Here is an 18,356-nt window from a genome sequence, read left to right on the forward strand (position 1 = left end):
GAAGGACGAGCGACACGTGAACATCACCGACGAGGACTCCGCGCCGGATCCGCTGGCGACGGCCGACGAGCTGGTGCGGCGGCTCGCCGCCCAGCGAGCCGAGCCGGCCGCGAACCCGCAGCTGGAGGCGCTGTCGCTCGCGGTGTCCGCGAACCTGCCCGTGTTGTTGTGGGGCGAGCCGGGCATCGGCAAGTCCGCCGCGCTCCAGCAACTGGCCGCCGGGCTCCGCGTCCCGCTGGAGACGGTGATCGCGAGCGTGCACGAGCCGTCCGACTTCGCCGGCCTGCCGATCATCGGCGACGACCCGGCCACCACCGGGGTGCCGATGGCCCCGCCGGACTGGGCGGTGCGGCTGACCTCGGCCGGGCGCGGCGTGGTGTTCTTCGACGAGCTGTCCTCCGCTCCGCCCGCCGTCCAGGCGGCGCTGCTGCGGGTCGTGCTCGAACGCCGGGTCGGCAGCCTGCCGCTCCCCGAGCAGGTGCGGGTGGTCGCCGCCGCCAACCCGCCGTCCAGCGCCGCCGACGGCTGGCACCTCAGCCCGCCGCTCGCGAACCGGTTCGTCCACCTGCAGTGGACGCACGACCCGCGGACGGTCGCCCGCGGCATGGCGGGAACCTGGCCGGCCGTGCGGTTGCCGCTGATCGACCCGGCCCGGATGTCCAGCGCGGTCGCCCGGGCCCGCGGGGTGGTCTCCGGGTTCCTCACCGCCCGGCCCGGCCTGGCCCACCACCTGCCCGGCGACGCGGAGGGCCGGGGTCGCGCCTGGCCGTCGCCGCGTACCTGGGAGATGGCGCTGCGCCTGCTGGCGGTCGGGTACGCCGCCGACGCCGACCAGAAGGCGGTCGCCGCGGCGGTGATCGGCGCGGTGGGCGACGGCGCGGGGCTCGAACTGCTGAACTACCTCGAACAGCTCGACCTGCCCGACCCGGACCGGGTGCTGGCCAACCCGGACGCCTTCGCCCTGCCGAAGCGCGGCGACCGGCAGCTCGCCTTCCTGACGGCCGTCGTCTCGGCGGTGCAGAGCGACCCCACCAGGCGGCGCTGGGAGGCCGGCTGGACGGTGCTGGCCAAGGCGGTCGACGCGGGCGTACCCGACGTCGCGGCCCGGGCCGCCGCGGATCTCGCGGCGCTGCGCGACACCGACTGGCCGGTGCCGAGCGGCATCGACGCGTTCCTCGACCTGCTCCAGCTCTCCGGCGCGCTGCCCGGCGCCCACTGATCGCTCATGGCCGAATTCGACCAGGTCAAGCTGCTCGCTGCGCGGTACCGGGCGGCGAGCGACCGGCCGTACCTGGCCGCGGCGCTCTACTCCCTGACGGTCGTGCCGACCGGCGCCGTGTCGACGATGGCGGTCGACCGGCACTGGCGGTGCTACGTGTCACCGGAGTTCGTCGCCGCGACGTCCGTGCCGGAGCTCGCGGGCGTGTGGATCCACGAGCTGGCTCACGTGCTGCGCGACCACCACGGACGCGCCGACCGGCTCACGGCCGCCGACCAGCGCGACCGGTTGCGCGTGAACGTCGCCCAGGACTGCGAGATCAACGACGACCTGCTCGCCGACGGGCTGACCCTGCCGGAAGGCCGGGTGGAGCCGGCTGCCTTCGGGCTGGCGACCGGACGGCTGTTCGAGGAGTATCTCCTGGGACTGCCGCCGTTCACCCGCGGCTCCGACTGCGGCTCTGGCGCGCACGGCGTACCTGGCGATTGGGAGATCGCCGGAGAGCGCGGGCCGGGCGGCGTCAGCACGGTCGAGGCCGAGGCGCTGCGCCGGCACACCGCCGAGGCGATGCGCGCGCACCGGCGCAACCGCGGCAGCCTCCCGGCCGGCTGGCAACGCTGGGCGGAGCAGATCCTGGAGCCCACGGTCGACTGGCGTCGCGTGCTCGCCGGCGCCGTGCGTGAGGCGGTCGCCTGGGCCGCAGGGGCGGTCGACTACACCTACCACCGCCCGTCGCGCCGCACCGGCGCGCTGCGCGGCGTCGTGCTGCCCAGCCTGCGCCGTCCGGTGCCGGCCGTCGCGATCGTCGTCGACACCTCGGGCTCCATGGGCGAGGACGACCTCGCCGAGGCGCTCGCCGAGGTCACCGGGGTGCTGCGGGCCGTGGGCGTCGGCGGCAACCGGGTCAGCGTGCTGGCCTGCGACGCGGACGTGCACACCGCCGCCCGGGTGACGTCCGCGCAGCAGGTGAACCTGGCCGGCGGGGGCGGCACCGACATGCGGGTCGGCATCAGGGCCGCACTCGCCCTGCCGGAACGGCCCGGCGTGGTGATCGTGCTGACCGACGGCCACACGCCGTGGCCGGAGGCGCCGTCGTCGGCCCGCGTCATCGCCGCGCTCATCGGCACCGCCCCGCCGGCCCCGCCCGCCTGGGTCGAGGCCGTCAGGGTGGGCGCCGGGTGACCGCCGTACGTCAGGCCAGGTCGAGAACCGGGATCAGCTGCTCCTCCTCGTACGTCAGATGCGCTTCCAGCTCGTCGACCAGCCGTTCGACCTCGGCCCGCACCTTCAGTGGATCGTCACCGGACAGGGCCTGCCGCAACTCGTCCAGGAGCACGGTGATGCGCTCGTGCTCCTCGGCCAGCCGGCGCAGGGTGGGCGCGAGCGCGGGATGCCGCTCGGCCAGGTCGGGGAACAGCATGACGTCCTCGCCCGTGTGGTGATGGTGCAGCCCCTGGCAGACGGTCAGGCAGTTGATCCTGAGCTGCGCGCCCAGGCCCGGCCGTCCGGAATCGGACAGCTCCTTGCGGATCAGCGCGAGCTCGCGGCGGAAGCCGTCGTGCACCAGCTTGAGGTACGCGCCGCCGGACGGCGCGTTGTCACGGGGCGGACCTGTGACGCGAAGCGCGACGACCGGGGTGGTGCCGGCCCGGTGGTCGTCCCGGTAGTCGGCCCGGTCGGGGTCGCCTTCCGCGGCGCGGGCGAGCACCGCGTCACGCTCGGCGCCGGCCAGGACCTCGGCCTCGACGTCGAAGACGAGGACGCCGGTCTCGACGGTGGCCTGCGGCTCGGCCCGCAGATCGTGGTACCAGGCCGGCGCTTGCGCCGCTTCGGAGATGACCAGCATGCGCTCGACGCCGTCGGGCAGGTAGGCGAGCGCGGTCGTGCGCGGCTCGCCCGAGGCGGCGTCCGTGGTGGTGAGCAGGAGCAGTCTCGTGCCCTCGAACCGGCCGCCGACCTGGCCGTGGCCGGCGCGGAACTCCTCGATGACGTGCTGGGTGAAATCCATTCTTCTCCATGGGTGGGTTCCTGCATTTCGGTACCGAATGGAGAAGAAGACGGCGGGCCGCGGGCCCGCTCGGCGATCAAGCGCCGGCCGGGTGACTCTCTCGTGCGTGGCCCAAGGCCGACCCGGCAGTCACGCAGGTGACGCTACTTCATCACGATATTCACCGTAAAGGGCTTGCGGAATCGCGGCTTCGACCCGCCGTCGAGCTGCTGATCGGCGGACCCGCGCGGCCAGGGACGAGCCCGGCTCCCGGCAAGGGTGCCTGCCGGGCATCTTCGTGTCGCGCAAGCCCACGCCGCTGCAGGAGGGCGAGAGTCGGCTGCGCTGGGCGGCCGAGGCGGGCGACGCCGAGGCCGCGCGGTCACTGCGCGGCGCTCCCGACGATCCCGGCGCTCCCGACGAGCCCGGCGCCCCGGGATGGCGGTGGCGGCTCGGACAACGGCGGCTCGCCCGATCCGGCCGGCCGGGCGCCCGGCAGCTGGTGACACACCGCCGCCCCCCGAAAGCAGCGGTTACGGTCGATTCATGAGGATCATCGCCGTAGAGGACCATTGGCCCGAGTACGGAACGATCGTCGTCAGGGACACTTCCGACGTCGATCCGGCCTCCAGATCCCTGCCCGGGCTGCCCCTGCTCGACGAGCACGCCGTGGAAACGCAGCCCGCAGGAACGATCGCCAAGGCAGGCGACGGATGGTTACAGGCGTCGGCTCGCGACGCGCGCCATCAGGTGCGCCTGGAACTGCACAACGGCCCTCCCGCTCAGGACGAGCCCTGGCACGACGTGGTCGAGACCCCGTATCACGCAAACACCGGCTCCGTGATGCTGACCACCGTGGACCACAGCGAAAGCTACGCCGATCGGCCGCTCCGGCTCGGCGCACCGGGCATGTACCGGGTCCGCGTCTCCTGCCGCAGGACCCCGCCGGAGACTTTCGGGTTCGAGGCGTCGGCGGGCGACCTCTGGCGGATGCAGTTCTGGGCGGCCCCCGGCCCCCCTCGGCCGCCCCGGTGGCTCGCGCGGAGCAGGCCCGCGGTCCAGCCTGGACGCACCGGTTGGGAGTCCGTTCTCGGGCTCGCGGGCAAGGAGGTGCTGCATGCCGTACTGGTCGCGGCGGCCGCCGGTGACGCCACCGAGGAACGGATCGCCGCCACCTATCAGCCCTGGTCCAGCAGTTCCGGCGACTGGAGCGCCCCGCTCTTCGAGGACGTCTCGGAATACGCCCGCCAACTGGGCGTGCCCGCACCGGCCACGCGGCGGGACCTGCTCCCGCTCCTGGCGGCGGCCGGCCTCGTGATCGCCGAGACCACCGAGGACGTGACCCGCTACCGCCCCGCAGAAAATCCCCCGCGGGTGGAGGAGGTGTTGCGCCTGCCGGACGAGCAGGTGACCATGATCCGGCGTCAGGACGCGTTCAGCCGCTACACCTCATTCACCGCCGACCTGGCCGCCGTGGCGGCGTGGAGCCCGGGCTGCACCGTCTCGGCGACGCCGGAAGAGCTCGCCCAGCAGCTCCTGGCGACGGAGGAGGAGATTCACGGGGCGATCCGCTACGGCGTCGAACGTGGACTACTGCGCAGCGACTCCGGTGATGAGGGCACGTTCACGGTGCTGCCACGTCTTCCGCCGCAACCCGAGGTGGGCAGGAGAGTCTGAAGCCGGGCAGATCATAGCCGGAGATTTCGAGCGGCATCGGCTTCCAGGGCCGCCAGGCGGGCGCGAGCGCCGGTCAGCAGGTCGGCGTGCTCGATGTCGTCAGGACGTTCGGCGGCGACGGCCTCGTACAGCGCGACCTTGCGGCGGGCCAGGCCCAGCTCGGCGGCGCGCCGCTGGTACTCGGCTGGCTGCGCGCCTTCCTGAGCGCGCAGCAGGTCGGTGGCCTCGGCGACGAGCGCGGCCTGTTCGGCGATGGTCGGCTCCGCGTGGCCGGGCGGCGGCTGGCCGGGCTCGGCGGTCCGGCGGGGGCCGGGGGTCCGCGGGGATCCGGCGGAGGGCCGGTCGCCCGGCTCGGGCGGCGGGTGCAGGAAGCGGTTCAGGCGGGCCAGGGCGGCGTCCGGATCGGCGAGCTCGCCGATCTGGTCGAAGGCGCGTTCGGGGATCAGCCAGGCCATCAGCGCCGCCCGGCGGAAGACGGTCTCGGCCGCGCCGTAGCGTTCGTGCGCGGCCTGCTTGCTGATCTCGCCGAGCTGTTCGCCGATCATCTCCCAGGACGTGCCGGCGAGACGTTCGGCGATGACGGCGTTGCGGAGAATGCCACGGGCCTGTTCGAGCAGCCGCCAGGCCGCCCCGGCCAGCTCGCCCGGCCGGTGGGCGGCCGGCTCGCCCGGCTGGTGGATGGCCTGTTCGCCTGGCTGGTGGGCGGCCAGCCTGCCGCGCGCGACCAGGGCGCGGTAGCCGTCTGAGGCGTCGGCGGCCTCGTGGGCGACTGCCAGCCGGGCCAGCGCGGCCCGGGACAGGGTGTGCTTTCCGGCCTCACTCATGCGTCAAGCGTCCCCTGACGACTCCGGGCCGTCAAGGAAATCCTGACGACTCGGACCGGCGTGTGCGTGCCCTGCGCGCCCCTGAGCGCAGGGACCGCGCGGCTCGTTGACCAGGGAGATGCCGGGGGTGTCCGCGTCGCGAGGACGGCGGTGCCGAGCGACGTGCCGGCTAGCTCTTCTTCACCGAAGGAAGCAGGTCCGTCCATTCAGTGGTCACGGAGATGTACTCGTCGGACCACGCCACGTCTCCGTCGCCGGCCAGAACCAGGTTCGCGCGGACCACCCGGGCGGTGTCGGGATCGACGACCAGCTCGATGGGCTTGCTCCCGCCGTCGGGGTCGGGCAGGCGCAGGTGCTGGCCGCCGTCGACCGGGCCCTCGTTCTCCACTCCGGGCGTCGCGGCGAGCGCCTTGAACGCCGCCGCACGGACGTCCGAGGGCGCCGGCAGCTCCGTGATCAGCGCGAGCAGGGGATGGGTGGGGACACCTCGCTGCTCGGAGGTGGTCATGTCCCTCTTGTCGCCCTTGCGGTCGATGATCCACTTCTTCAGCGCCTCCGGATCCGTCGGCAGCTTTTCGAGCTCTTCGAAGCTGACCTTGGCGCCCTTGAGACGGAGCGTCTTCCAGTCCGCCACGACGGCGTCCGGGGCGTCCCCCGGCTCGCCCCTGGACCAGCGCTTGCCGTCGCGCCTGGTCCAGCTCTCGATCGGGGGGATCTCCGTCTTCGACCACCGGGTGGTGACGTGCCAGTACGTCCCCGAGCCCTGGGGCGTGCGTTCCGCGCTGACGGCGGCCATGAGCAGGACCTCCTTGCCCGTGAACCGCTCCGTCGCGGCAGGCGCGCGGTCGTTCGCGGGCATCCCGGTGGCGAGCACGACCGCGGCGGCGGCCCCCGCGGCGATCAGGGCGCCTGCCGGGATGAACCAGTGCATTCGAGACCGCGACCGCGACCGGGCCCGGTGCAGGAGTCGGGCCCTGCTGCGCTCGGCCGCCCCTGCGGACGGACCCGGCTTGGCCAGCAGGGCGGCGATGTCGTCGAGGTCGTTCATCGGGTCGTCTCCTTGTCGATGATGGCGTGGATCTTGGCGCGGGCCCGGCTGAGCCGCGAGCCCACCGTGCCGATGGAGATGCCGAGTGCCTGGGCGATCTCCTCGTAGCTGAGCTGGCCCAGGGCCAGAAGCAGCAGCACGTCGCGCTCGCCGCCGTTCAGCGAGGCGAGGGCCCTGGCCAGGTGCGGCTGCATGCGCTGGGCGGCCACGGACGTGACCACCCGGTTCTCGTGTCCTTCCACGACCGGGACGGGATCCAGCCGGGCCAGCGCCTTGTAGTGGCGGGCCTCCTTGCGGCGATGCCTGGCGACCAGGTTCGTGGCGAAGCCGAACAGCCAGGGCCGCAGACCTCCCCTCTCCGGGTCGAACCGGTCGCGACGGTCGAACGCCAGCAGGAACGTCTCCGCGGTGATGTCCTCGGCCACCTGCGTGTCCAGGCGACCCTCCACATACCGGTAAATGTCGTGGAAATACCGGTCATGCACGGCGGTGAACAGCTCAGGGTCGCGCCGGTAGCCGGCGACCAGCTCGGCATCGGTCACCCGCTCGCTCACGTCGGCGGTCACGTGGCCGTCTCCGTCATGAGTGCGCCTTCCTCGTGGTCAGTGCTTTCTCCCATACTTCGCCGAAGGCCCGGCCCTTCTTCCCGGCGTCACGCCACGGCCCGGCTCGCGTCTCCTACGACGGGAAATGTCATGGTGTAGTACGGCGTTTACTCAGCGTGGCGGCTCGGGTAGGGCAGTCATCGACTGCCGAGGCGGGTTCATGACCAGGGGTGATGGTGGCCGCTCAACGGGGTGCGCCGCCGTCCCTACCTGGTGCGCCGGACGATGAGAGGAAACCGCATGCTCGATCGGCTCGCCGGTCTCGGCGCCACCGTACCTGAGCCGCCGGATCATGATCTGCCCGCCTCGGTGAGGATGAGCTGATGCCGTCCGCGGAACGCCCCGAAGGCGGCCTGCGCAGCCAGGCCTGGTGGGACAACGCGGGCAATCCGGAGATGACGGCGCTCTACCTCGAACGTTTTCTCAACTTCGGGCTGACCCCGTCCGAACTCCGGTCCGGCCGGCCGATCATCGGCATCGCCCAGACGGGCAGCGACCTCGTCCCCTGCAACCGTCACCACCTCGCACTCGCCGACCGGGTCAGGGACGGCATCCGCGACGCCGGCGGCGTCCCCATGGAGTTCCCCGTCCACCCGTTGCAGGAGACCGGCAAGCGGCCGACCGCCGCGCTGGACCGCAACCTCGCCTACCTCGGCCTGGTCGAGGTGCTCTACGGGTATCCGCTCGACGGGGTCGTCCTGACGACGGGCTGCGACAAGACCACCCCGGCGTGCCTGGCCGCGGCGGCGACGGTGAACATCCCGGCGATCGTCCTGTCCGGCGGGCCCATGCTCAACGGCTACCACCAGGGCGAGCGGATGGCCGCCTCGGGCTCGGGGCTGGTGATCTGGCAGTCGAAGCGGCTGCTGGCCACCGGGAAGATCGACTACAACGAGTTCATGGCGCGCGTGTGCGCCTCCGCGCCCAGCATCGGCCACTGCAACACCATGGGCACCGCGCTGTCGATGAACTGCCTGGCCGAAGCGCTGGGCATGTCGCTGCCCGGCTGCGCGGCGATTCCCGCCCCGTACCGCAGGCGGGCGCAACTGGCCTACGAGACGGGCCGCCGCGCGGTGGAACTCGTCGACGAGGGCCTCACGCCGCGCGCGATCATGACGATGCGGGCCTTCGAGAACGCGATCGTGGTCGCCTCGGCCATCGCCGCGTCCACCAACGTGCCCATCCACGTCAACGCCATCGCCAGGCACGCCGGGGTGCCGCTGACCATCCAGGACTGGCAGCGGGCCGGAGCCGACGTCCCGGTGCTGACCGACGTCGCCCCGGCCGGGAAGTTCCTCGGCGAGGACTTCTACCGCGCCGGCGGCGTGCCCGCCGTCATGCGGTCGCTGCTGGCGGCGGGGCGGCTGCACGGCGACGTCGTGACCGTCTCCGGCCGCACCGTGGCCGAGAACTTGGCCGACGCACCGCCCGCGGACCCGGAGGTCATCCGTCCCTACGACGACCCCGTGGCCGCGCGCGGCGGGCTGCTCATCATGACGGGCAACCTGTTCGACTCCGCGGTCATGAAGACCTCCGTGCTCACCGACGACGTCCGCGGCGTCGCGGACTACCGCGCCGTCGTCTTCGACGGGCCCGAGGACTACCACGCCCGCATCAACGATCCCGACCTCGGCCTGGACGAGGACTGCATCCTCGTCATCCGCTACACCGGGCCGATCGGCTACCCGGGATCGGCCGAGGTGGTGAACATGGAGGTGCCCGCCTCGCTGCTCCGGCTGGGCATCACGACGTTGCCCACGCTCGGCGACGGCCGCCAGAGCGGCACCTCGGACGCGCCGTCCATTCTCAACGCCAGCCCGGAGGCCGCGGCCGGCGGCAATCTCGCCATCCTGCGCACCGGTGACCGCATCCGCATCGACCTCGACCAGGCGCGCGTCGACGTCCTGCTGCCGGAGGAGGAGATCGCCGCGCGCTGGGCCCGGCACACGCCGCAGGTCTTCGATAACCAGACGCCGTGGCAGGAGATCTACTGCGCCACGGTCGGCCAGCTGGACAGCGGCGGCTGCCTGGAACTCGCCCTGGCATACCAGGACATCGTGCACACCAAAGGGATGCCCCGTGACTCGCACTGACCCCAGAGGCGTCATCATGATCGCCGATTCCGACTTCGGCGAGGTGGACCTCGAACGCGAGATCGTCGAGGACGCCGGATTCGAGCTGCTCGCCGCCCAGTGCAAGAGCGAGGACGAGGTGATCGAGAAGGGCCGGGACGTCGACGGCGTCCTGACCCAGTACGCCCGGATCGGCTCACGCGCCATCGACGCGTTCACCCGGTGCCGGGTGATCGCCCGCTACGGCACGGGCGTGGACATCGTCGACGTCGAGGCCGCGACCAGGCGGGGCATCCAGGTCACGAACGCGCCGAACGAGTGGTGCGCCGAGGAGGTGGCCGACCACGCCGTCGCGCTCTGGCTGGCCGCCGCACGCAAGATCTGCGCCTACGACCGGGCGACCCGGCAGGGCGTGTGGCGGTGGCAGAGCGGCGAGCCGATCCAGCGGCTGCGCGGGCGGGTGTTCGGGCTGCTGTCGTTCGGCGCCATCGCCCAGCTCATCGCCGAACGGGTACGGGCGTTCGGCGTCGAGGTGTGGGCGCACGACCCGTTCCTCGACGAGTCCGAGCTGCGGTCGCGCGACGTGCTGCCGGTCTCCTTCGACCGGCTCGTGGAAGGCGCCGACTACCTGGTGATCCAGGCGCCGCTCACCCCCGAGACCCACCACACCTTCGACCGGGCGACGCTGCGCAGGATGAAGCCGTCCGCCGTCCTCGTCAATACCGCGCGCGGCCCGATCGTGGCGGACGCGGCGCTGCACGAGGCGCTCACCGAGGGCTGGATCGCCGGCGCCGCACTGGACGACCTGGAAGAGGAGCCCGCGAAGCAGCGCGACTGGCGCCCGCGCAACCCGCTGTTCACGCTGCCCAACGTGATCGTCACCCCGCACGCCGCCTACTACTCCGAGGAGGCGGTCGCGACGGTGCGGCGCGTCGCGGCGGAGGAGGCCGTCCGGGTCCTGACCGGGCAGGGCGCCCGGTACCCGGTCAATTCCGTACCGCCGCGCTGACCGCCGAGGTCGGCGTGGGCGGCGTCGGCGGTCAGGTAGCCGGATCGCCGTCGTGGTGGCGGCAATCGGCTTCCCAGCGAGCGAGCCGTTCCGCGATCCAGGCGTCGTCGTGCACCTGACGTCCGGTGCCGCCATGCCGTACGACGCCGGGTCTCTCCGGATCATGTGTCAGGTCGAACCCGTGGAGATGTTGCAGAGCCGCGCGGACCATCGGTTCGCGGCCGTCGGCCAGCGCCTGCCGGCGTTCCCGCACGTCCGGACGAGTCGGGGGGACGGCGGCGGCGTGCCCGGCTCGGCCGGCGCCGGTCTCTGCCCGGTCCATCACACTCCGATCATGCCTCACCTGCGGTGAACCGCTCCCGATAGGCCGCGGGCGTGACGCCGAAACGTTCCCTGAACAGCCGGTGGAACGTCTCGACCGAGCCGAGCCCGACCGCGTTCGCGATGGCCTTGAGCCCGTTGCCGGTGTGGACGAGCTGCCGCGCGGCGGCGTCGAGCCGGACCGACTCCACGTACTGCGCGGGCGTCACCCCGACCTGCTGACGGAACAGCCGCGAGAAGTGCCGGACGCTGAGGTTCGTCCGGCGGGCGAGCGCGTCGTTGGACAGGTCCTCGGTGAGATGTCCGGGAATCCACGCCTGCAGGCGGGCGACCTGGGCGTCCGTGGCCGACGGGTACGCCAGGAGCTCGCTGAACTGGCTCTGGCCACCCGGCCGCCGCATGTACATGACGAGCCACCGGGCGACCCGGCGGGCCAGCTCGGCATGGTGGTCGTGGGCGACCAGGGCGAGCGCGAGGTCTATCCCGGTGGACACGCCCGCCGACGTCCAGACGTGCTCGTCCCGCACGTAGATCGCGTCGGGCTCGACGCGCACCTCGGGATGCTCGGCGGCGAGCTGGGCCGCCGTGGCCCAGTGCGTCGTCGCCCGGCGTCCGTCGAGCAGCCCGGCGGCGGCCAGCAGGTGCGCTCCCGCGCAGACCGATGCGATGCGCGCCGCGTCCCGCGCGGCGCGGGCGGCCAGCCACCCCACGAGCGGCTCGGCGACCAGCGCCTGCACCCCGCCCGCGCCGAACCTCAGGCCACCCGGCACGACGAGGGTCCCGATCTCGCGCGGCAGGTCCTCCCACGCGACGTCGGCCGCGATCGAGGCGCCCCCGGCGCAACGAACGAGCCCGGCCCGGGGACCGGCGACCAGGGTCCTGTAGCCGGGCGGGTCGCCGTTGAGCAGGCGGTCGGCGGTGGAGAACACCTCGAGCGGACCGGCGACGTCGAGGAGCTCCACGCCGTCGTAGACGGTGATCACGACGAGGTGCGCGGCGGCCATGCCGCCCACCTTCGCAGGACCGCTGACCTGTCCGCAACGACAGGAACATGTCAGATCCGGACGCGACTGCCAGCCATGGGCTGGATGCGACTGCGATGCCGCAGCCATGCGCTGGACGTGATGGCGCAGCCATGGCCGGACGTGATGGCGGTGCCGCAGCCGTGGGTGGACGTGACTGCGGTGCCGCAGCCATGGGCTGGACGTGACTGTGGTTCCGCAGTCGCGTCCGGACATGATGGCGGTGCCCCGGCCATGGCCGGATCTGACATACCCGCGTCCTTGCAGACACAATTCGTGCCGCCGACGATGGTGACCGTTCAACTCCTCCGAAGAACGGACCCACCGATGATCCCCGCGATCCCGCAGACGCCCACGAGCCGGGCGGCCGCCGACCTCGCCGCCGAGGCCGCCCCCGGCTACCTGCTCAACCACAGCTACCGCACCTACCTGTTCGGCCGATGCCTCGTCCCCGAGCCCGACGTCGACGAGGATGCGGCCTTCGTCGCCGCAATGATCCACGACCTCGGCCTCACCGACGCCCACGCCGGCGAGAGCGAGTTCGACCGCGTCGGCGCCGACCTCGCCTGCCGCTTCCTCGAAGGACGCGGATGGGACCGCGAACGCATCCACCTGGTCGAGGAGGCGATCCTGCGGCACACCAACCTGGTGGCCGAGCAGGTGCCGCTGTTCCGGCTGATCCAGGCGGGCGCGGCCGTCGACGTCGCCGGACTCGGCCGGGAAGGGCTCGCGCCGGACGATCTCGCCGGAATCTTGAACGCCTACCCGCGGCTCGACTTCGTGTCGAGGATGCGCAAGAGCTTCCTCGACGAGGTCCACCGGCATCCGGACGGCGCCTTCGCCCACCTCGAACGGGTCGCCGCGCTCTCCGACCGGTTCGCCGGCAACCCGATCGACGCTCCGACCTCTTGAGCCCTCACCGGTTGGGGCGCGTCAGTACTGACTCAGACGTCATCGATAGGGGTCGAGATGATCGCAGGGACCGATCAGGGCGGCCCCGGCATAACGGGCAGGGGACAGGTGGACGCCCGTGACCCGTTCGGCAAGCGCGAGAGCCCGGGAGACGGCGTCGCCGGGTAACTCGGGCAGTTCGCCGTCGACATCCATGCCGAGGACTTCGATCTCCGCCTGCAGCCGGTCGGGATCGGAACCACTCCGCTCGGGATAGCCGTAGAGATCGAACGTCGTGATCAGCTCGCCGTCGACGCAGTAGGTGAAACCGTCGTCGTCCGAGGTCGCGAACACCGAGGCCGCGACCGTGCCCACGGACAGCCGGTCGGCCTGGTCGTGGACGATCCCCGCCCAGCCGACTTCGATCAGCACGGTCCCCGCATCGGTGCCGTAGGCGGCGACACCGAACCCGGACTCACCCAGCGGGCCAGGGGTGATGCCGAGCCGCCGCAGCGCGTCCTCGGGGGACAGGCCCCGTACGAAGCCGACGTAAAGCCACGTGTCATCGGCATCATCGGTGAACTCCCGGTAGAGCCACTCGTAGGTCGTCGCCGTCGCGCCGCTCATCCACGTGCCTTCCCTGTCGGTCTCCTTGGTGATCCTGACAGAAAGGACCGACAACGCCGCCCGATGTGGCAGCGGCGAAAGCCACACCAGGACCAGTCAGCCGGTGCGGCGAGCAGCCACCTTCCGGGATGAGTCCGACGGACCAGCGACGAACAGCGGCGGCAGCAGTACCTGGCAGGGTGGTGGTGCGTGGGAAATGGGCGGATTGCGGCGCATGTGGGCTAGTCGTTCTGCGTGGCCTCGCGGAGTCGCGCCACGGCGAGCTGGGCCGCGGTCCTGGTCAGCGTGGGGTCGAATTCACCCACGTTGCCATCGTGCTCCAGCGCGATCACGACGTTCCCGACCCGGATGATCACGATGTCGATCGCGACCATCATGCCCGACATGTCGGCATCCGGCTCCAGCTTGCTGCTCGCGAGCCCGCTGCGGAACTTGATGCCATAAGCACCGTCACCGAGCCCACCGATCGACAGCTTGCGAATGATCTCCCTGGAAGCGCTGGTCTTGATCGTTGTCTTGCGGCAATGCCGGACCACGGCCTTGGCCGCACGTTCCAGGGCGGCGAGCTCCCGTGAGGTGCCGCTCACGATGTACTCGCTGATCCCCTCCCATCTGTCCGTGTGCTTCAGCGCCGTCGAGACCTTGGTCCGATAGACCGGGACGAGATCCTTGACGGCCCTGGCACAGGGTTTCGTGTGGGCGAATTCAGGGCGCTGAAGCCCTCTGGTGCGAAATCCGCGGCGGGCGAACTCTTCTCCGAGGTCATCGGGTGCGAGAAGGGCCCAAAAAGATCTACAAAATTTCCTGTCACACCTTTTCGCTTCGGGACTCTTGGCATTCGTACGGGCCAGTCGACGACTGCCCGACCGAGCCCGGAACAGGCGAAAAGGAGACATTCATGACCATTGGGTCAGTAGTCGAGGCGTTAACCGCTAGCCTCATTTCGGACATTCTTCTTTCGGTTCTCTGGTGGTTCGCCAGCCGGCAGACAGATTTCCGTAGAAGCCGCCGTAAAAGGCGATCCTCCTGCATGCTGAAGCGAGGGAGGCGAAACGATGTCTGAATCGGAGATCTTCGACCGCCGCGACGAAGGAATCGACGAACTGCAGCGATACGTGCAGAAGATCATCCGGCGCAGGCTCCCGGACTTCCCGGACGACATCGACGACCTCGCGCGCGAGGTGCTGGTCGCCGTCCGCGCCCGCCTCGCGGCCGGCGCCACGATCGTTAACGTACGAGGCTACGCTGCGGCGAGCGCGCGGAACGAGTGTGCTTCGTTCCTGAAAAAGAAGGAACAAGAACGAAAGGCGCGGCCCGTCTCCGCCTGGCCCCCTGTCGCGACAGAGGGCTCCGATGCCCTCGACGTCCTCGACCGTGCCATCGATCCAGGAGAGCGGGTGCATGCCGGCCACACGCGGAAACGGACGGAAGAGGCGCTGCTCCTCCTGCCGGAGGACGTCGAGAAGGAGGCTCGGGCGGCGTTCGCGAAGGAGCTCGAGGGTCTGTCGTCCGCGCCGCGGCGCACGGTCAACGAGCGCCAGGCCCGAAGCCGGCTGAAATGGCCGATCAGGGCCGCTGCGCGCGTTCTGCTTCACGTCGAGCTGGACGGCAAGGTCAGCGTCGACGGCGAGACCACCTGCGCTGGATTCAAGAAGATCGTCTCCTGCGCACACGGTCAGCGCCTCGCCGCTCAGGACGGCCGCCTGTCAGTCGATCACTTGAAGGAGGTCGTCAAGCACTTCCGGCAGTGTCCGTGCTCGGCGCTGGAAGTGAAACGCATCCGCGAGGGCATGCGGGACAGCACGTTCCTGGTCATAGCCGGTGCCGCCGACGAGATCACCGACGAGTTCGAACTGGTCAGCTCCGAAGGACGCCTGCCGCGGCCCCGGCCGCCGCGTTCTCGTCCTGCTCGACATCCGGCTCGCGCCACTCAGCGGCGGCTGGGTACCCGGCCGGTGCGCGGGCGCTCGTACAAGGGGCAAGCCCTGACGTTTTGGACGCTGCTGTTCATGCTGGCTGCCGTGCTGCTGACGGTTCAGCCGCAGGCGAGGGAACTGGCGTCCGCGCTGTTCCCCTCCCTGCCCGGTGAGCGACCTGCGGCGGCCGGGCAGGAGGGGCAGAAGAGGAAGACCGGGCCGGGGAGATCTCGTAAGAAAGGCGACCCTCCCGTTGCGACCAAGCGGCCAGGGAAGTCGAGTGTCAAGCGGCCCAAGGATCGGCAGCCGGCCGCGAACGTCCATGAACAGCCCGAACAGGCACAACCCGAACTAGCACAGCCTGAACAGGCGCAACCCGAGCTAGCACAGCCTGAACAGGCGCAACCCGAGGAGGCGCAGCCTGAACAGGCACAGCCCGAGCAGGCGCAGCCCGAAAAGAAGCCCGAAGTGGTGGAGGCCCAGCCGGTGCTGCCGGAGCAACAACCGCAAAGCCAGCCGGTGGTCGCCACCCCCACCTACACGCTGACCACCCGTGTGACCGGCACCGACGCCTACCTCGTCGTCAGGGCCGATGGCAAGAAGCTGGGCATCTGCGCACAATCCGGCAACGCCGTCCAGGAATGCTCGTGGCAGGTGGCCAAGGACACGAAGGTGACGCTGACCGCCCCCGCCCACACCACGGAGTGGAGGCAGGGCCCCTGCTCAGGGCAAGCCTTGACGTGCGGCTTCACCATGAGCGTGGCGACGCTGGCCGAGGTGTACCTCTCCGTCCCGGGCTGAGCACCTGCCGAGGACGTCACGGCCCTGGCTCTCCCGTCCGAGGGCTAGGGCCTGCAGAAGCCCACTGACCAGCAGAAACCATGCCGACCGTGGCGCCGTGACCAAGGTGCCCGCGGTGTGACGTCACTTGACACGATCATCTGGACAAGATCTTCTGGCGAGTACTCTTGGGGGTACGGCAGGCTTTGCCCGCCGTACCCCCTTGGAGGCGGTCAACGCCCAGTTGCGCCGAAGTTTCCTGGAACACAAGCGATTCCCGCGACGGTCCTTGAAGTTCGAAGGACGCGTTCGGCCGATGAGCGATTCGCGTGATGGGAGAGCGGATGATCGCGTTGGTGACCGGCGCCAATCAAGGTCTGGGCCTGGCCCTGGTGCGTGGCCTGTGCCAGAGCTTCCCTGACGGGACGATCTATCTGGGCGCCCGCGACGAGGGACGCGGATCGGCGGCGGTGGAGTCACTGCGCGCCGAAGGACTCGCGCCGGAGCCGGTCTTGATCGACGTACAGGACGACCGGTCCGTGCGTGAGGCCGCACAGCTGGTCGCGGACCGGCACGGCGGGATCGACGTGGTCATCTCGAACGCGGCCGCTCGCATCTCTCCCGATGTGCCCGACTCCGAGCAGGTGCGGGCATTCGTCGACACCAACAATCACGGCGCGCATCGAATGATCGAGGCTTTCGGCCCCCTGCTCAATGACGCCGCCCGGTTCCTCGTGGTGGCCAGTTCGTTCGGCACGCTGGACAGCCTGTCGCCACGGCTGTGGCATCACTTCGACGTCGACCACATGACCCTGCGGGATCTGGCCCAGGTCATGGACGACTACGCGACCGAGGTCGAGGCGGGCCGGGCGGGCGAGGCGGGCTGGCCGAGCTGGATCAACCCGCCGTCCAAGATCGGGCAGGTGGCGGCGGTGAAGATCGCGGCACGTGAATGGGATCGCCGTCGCGGCATCTTGATCAATGCGGTCTGTCCGGGGTTGGTGGACACCGAGGCGTCACGCCCGTGGTTCACCGATTGGACCGGAGTGCTCACCCCTGACGAGGCCGCCGTGGACGTCCTCTGGCTGGCCACGCTTCCAGCCGGCACGCAGGGGCCGTACGGGGAACTGGTCCAGCGCAGGAAGGTGCTGCCGTTCCGCCCTGAGCATGGACCCGATGCCAAGGATTCATGACGATCCCCCGCGCGGAGGGACCGCACGACCGGTACGCGGATACGACCCCGCGCGCGCCGCTCCACAGCGACTCGCCCGGGGGCCGGACGGAAGCAGCAACGCTCGCGCCGGACGGAAGCAGCAACGCCCTCGCCCCCATGACGGGTCGCCGAGCAGACCGAGGACGAGCGGCCGCCGTGCGCACGATGACATCGGAGCGCAGTGCGCGCGTGCTGAACCGGGTGTTTCGCCGCCACAAGCCGGTCCAAGGATGACCACGGGGGATGAGTGAGCCGATGAGCGTCGCACCTGCCCGTCCTGGAGACGTCAGCTCTCGACGTCGAATTCGAGTTCGTCGTACCGGCGCGCCGCGATCTGCTCCGGGGTCCCCGAGACGAGGGTGATGCAGCCGTCCCCGAAGTCCGTGCTCTCCGGAATGGAGAGGAACAACGTCCTTCCGCGGCCTTCCACCGGGTTGTGAAAGGCACGGGAGTAGCCGCCGAGCTGGATGTCGTATCTCCACCGGACGTCGGGAACCTCCCCGATCGCGTCGATCAGCTTGGTCACGAGGCGGGCCCGCTCGGCGTCGCCCCCGGCGTAGTCGGCCGCTTCCGCGACCTGAGCCCAGCGGAGATCGACGGGCCTGGTGAGGCCAGGCACCGCGTAGAGCGGGAACGGCTCGTGAGAAGTCTGCTGCGAGTGTCGTTCGACGGTCTCGGTACCCGGCGGCAGATGGATGACGACGCCGTCCTCCGGATCGTCGGTGATTTCGGCGAGAACGATCAGGTGGCCGTCGGCGGGAAAGTCGATGTCGAGGACGCCCGCGGGTAAGGCGGCGCAGTCGATGGTCACCACGTGCGGCCGGTACGAGGGCACGTCCACGTCCTCGGGCAGATGGGGAACCCCCAGGGCCCGGGCGGCCGGACGGGCGTCCTTCTTCAGCTCTTCCGGCAGTTCGCCGAAGGGGGAGAGGTAGACGCAGGGCCGCAGGAGGCGGATGAACGCCTCGGTCACCGACTCGGGCAGTGCAAGGGCCCGGCCGGCGTCGAGGACGGCTTCACGCACGCGCGAATTCATGGACGCCACCCTGCCATGCGCCACTGACATCCCCCGCGTCCCGGTCGGCCATGATCGACGCTGCTCCGCGAGCGCACCCCGGCCGGGTCACGCCGATCGTGGACGGATC

Annotated in this window: 17 protein-coding genes; 8 read left to right on the plus strand and 9 right to left on the minus strand. The window is 70.9% G+C overall.

Annotated elements, in window-relative coordinates:
* The first annotated feature begins 16 nt into the window (after nt 1-16).
* Together HII36_RS03290 and HII36_RS03295 are read left to right on the plus strand one after the other, a co-directional pair.
* The gene (locus HII36_RS03290; protein WP_173521517.1) at nt 17-1,219 is read left to right on the plus strand and encodes an AAA family ATPase; all 1,203 of its coding nucleotides are present in this window, start codon (nt 17-19) and stop codon (nt 1,217-1,219) included.
* Between the two features lie 6 nt (nt 1,220-1,225).
* The gene (locus tag HII36_RS03295; RefSeq protein ID WP_173521518.1) at nt 1,226-2,401 is read left to right on the plus strand and encodes a vWA domain-containing protein; all 1,176 of its coding nucleotides are present in this window, start codon (nt 1,226-1,228) and stop codon (nt 2,399-2,401) included.
* Between the two features lie 10 nt (nt 2,402-2,411).
* Here HII36_RS03295 and HII36_RS03300 read toward each other — a convergent pair whose 3' ends face one another.
* Nucleotides 2,412-3,227 carry a nitroreductase/quinone reductase family protein gene (locus HII36_RS03300; protein WP_173521519.1) on the minus strand — a complete coding sequence of 272 codons (816 nt, stop codon included), beginning with the start codon at nt 3,225-3,227 and terminating at the stop codon, nt 2,412-2,414.
* A gap of 525 nt (nt 3,228-3,752) precedes the next feature.
* Between HII36_RS03300 and HII36_RS03305 the strand changes: the two genes are divergently transcribed.
* On the plus strand, nt 3,753-4,883 hold the full coding sequence (locus HII36_RS03305) for a DUF6042 family protein (RefSeq protein ID WP_173521520.1): 1,131 nt from the start codon (nt 3,753-3,755) through the stop codon (nt 4,881-4,883).
* A gap of 11 nt (nt 4,884-4,894) precedes the next feature.
* Here the strand turns inward: HII36_RS03305 and HII36_RS03310 are convergent, their stop codons facing one another.
* The 3 genes from HII36_RS03310 to HII36_RS03320 form a co-directional block, all read right to left on the minus strand.
* Nucleotides 4,895-5,707, minus strand: a complete 813-nt coding sequence (locus HII36_RS03310; RefSeq protein WP_173521521.1) for a hypothetical protein — start codon at nt 5,705-5,707, stop codon at nt 4,895-4,897.
* A gap of 169 nt (nt 5,708-5,876) precedes the next feature.
* Nucleotides 5,877-6,755, minus strand: a complete 879-nt coding sequence (locus tag HII36_RS03315) for a CU044_5270 family protein (protein ID WP_173521522.1) — start codon at nt 6,753-6,755, stop codon at nt 5,877-5,879.
* Entirely contained in the window at nt 6,752-7,321 is a 570-nt protein-coding gene (locus HII36_RS03320) for an RNA polymerase sigma factor (RefSeq protein WP_173521523.1), read from the minus strand. The genes HII36_RS03315 and HII36_RS03320 overlap by 4 nt, the downstream gene beginning before the upstream one ends.
* Before the next feature lie 362 nt (nt 7,322-7,683).
* Between HII36_RS03320 and HII36_RS03325 the strand changes: the two genes are divergently transcribed.
* A complete protein-coding gene (locus tag HII36_RS03325) occupies nt 7,684-9,453 on the plus strand; it encodes an IlvD/Edd family dehydratase (protein ID WP_173521524.1) in 1,770 nt (589 codons plus the stop codon).
* Nucleotides 9,440-10,441: a C-terminal binding protein gene (locus HII36_RS03330; RefSeq protein WP_173521525.1), complete on the plus strand. Its 1,002-nt coding sequence runs from the start codon at nt 9,440-9,442 to the stop codon at nt 10,439-10,441. Before HII36_RS03325 ends, HII36_RS03330 begins: the two co-directional genes overlap by 14 nt.
* Nucleotides 10,442-10,472: 31 nt before the next feature.
* Here HII36_RS03330 and HII36_RS03335 read toward each other — a convergent pair whose 3' ends face one another.
* Together HII36_RS03335 and HII36_RS03340 are read right to left on the minus strand one after the other, a co-directional pair.
* Complete coding sequence (locus HII36_RS03335) at nt 10,473-10,766, minus strand: hypothetical protein (protein WP_173521526.1); 294 nt, start codon at nt 10,764-10,766, stop codon at nt 10,473-10,475.
* Nucleotides 10,767-10,773: 7 nt separating this feature from the next.
* Nucleotides 10,774-11,766: a GlxA family transcriptional regulator gene (locus tag HII36_RS03340; RefSeq protein WP_173521527.1), complete on the minus strand. Its 993-nt coding sequence runs from the start codon at nt 11,764-11,766 to the stop codon at nt 10,774-10,776.
* 345 nt (nt 11,767-12,111) lie between these two features.
* On the opposite strand from HII36_RS03340, the gene HII36_RS03345 reads away from it, so the two are divergent.
* Complete coding sequence (locus HII36_RS03345; RefSeq protein ID WP_173521528.1) at nt 12,112-12,696, plus strand: HD domain-containing protein; 585 nt, start codon at nt 12,112-12,114, stop codon at nt 12,694-12,696.
* A 39-nt stretch (nt 12,697-12,735) separates the two neighbouring features.
* Here the strand turns inward: HII36_RS03345 and HII36_RS03350 are convergent, their stop codons facing one another.
* Both HII36_RS03350 and HII36_RS03355 read right to left on the minus strand, forming a co-directional pair.
* A complete protein-coding gene (locus HII36_RS03350) occupies nt 12,736-13,302 on the minus strand; it encodes a DUF6461 domain-containing protein (protein ID WP_173521529.1) in 567 nt (188 codons plus the stop codon).
* Between the two features lie 221 nt (nt 13,303-13,523).
* Nucleotides 13,524-13,889, minus strand: coding sequence for a hypothetical protein (locus HII36_RS03355; protein WP_173521530.1), 366 nt, complete (start codon nt 13,887-13,889; stop codon nt 13,524-13,526).
* 468 nt (nt 13,890-14,357) lie between these two features.
* Here HII36_RS03355 and HII36_RS03360 point away from each other — a divergent pair, with 468 nt between their 5' ends.
* Together HII36_RS03360 and HII36_RS03365 are read left to right on the plus strand one after the other, a co-directional pair.
* On the plus strand, nt 14,358-16,019 hold the full coding sequence (locus HII36_RS03360; RefSeq protein WP_173521531.1) for an RNA polymerase sigma factor: 1,662 nt from the start codon (nt 14,358-14,360) through the stop codon (nt 16,017-16,019).
* Between the two features lie 323 nt (nt 16,020-16,342).
* Nucleotides 16,343-17,191, plus strand: a complete 849-nt coding sequence (locus HII36_RS03365) for an SDR family NAD(P)-dependent oxidoreductase (RefSeq protein ID WP_217369113.1) — start codon at nt 16,343-16,345, stop codon at nt 17,189-17,191.
* Nucleotides 17,192-17,497: 306 nt separating this feature from the next.
* On the opposite strand, the gene HII36_RS03370 is transcribed toward HII36_RS03365, so the two are convergent.
* Nucleotides 17,498-18,247: a hypothetical protein gene (locus tag HII36_RS03370; protein WP_173521532.1), complete on the minus strand. Its 750-nt coding sequence runs from the start codon at nt 18,245-18,247 to the stop codon at nt 17,498-17,500.
* Nucleotides 18,248-18,356: the final 109 nt, after the last annotated feature.

The sequence above is a fragment of the Nonomuraea antri genome (assembly GCF_013283785.1).
Taxonomy (GTDB): Bacteria; Actinomycetota; Actinomycetes; order Streptosporangiales; family Streptosporangiaceae; genus Nonomuraea; species Nonomuraea antri.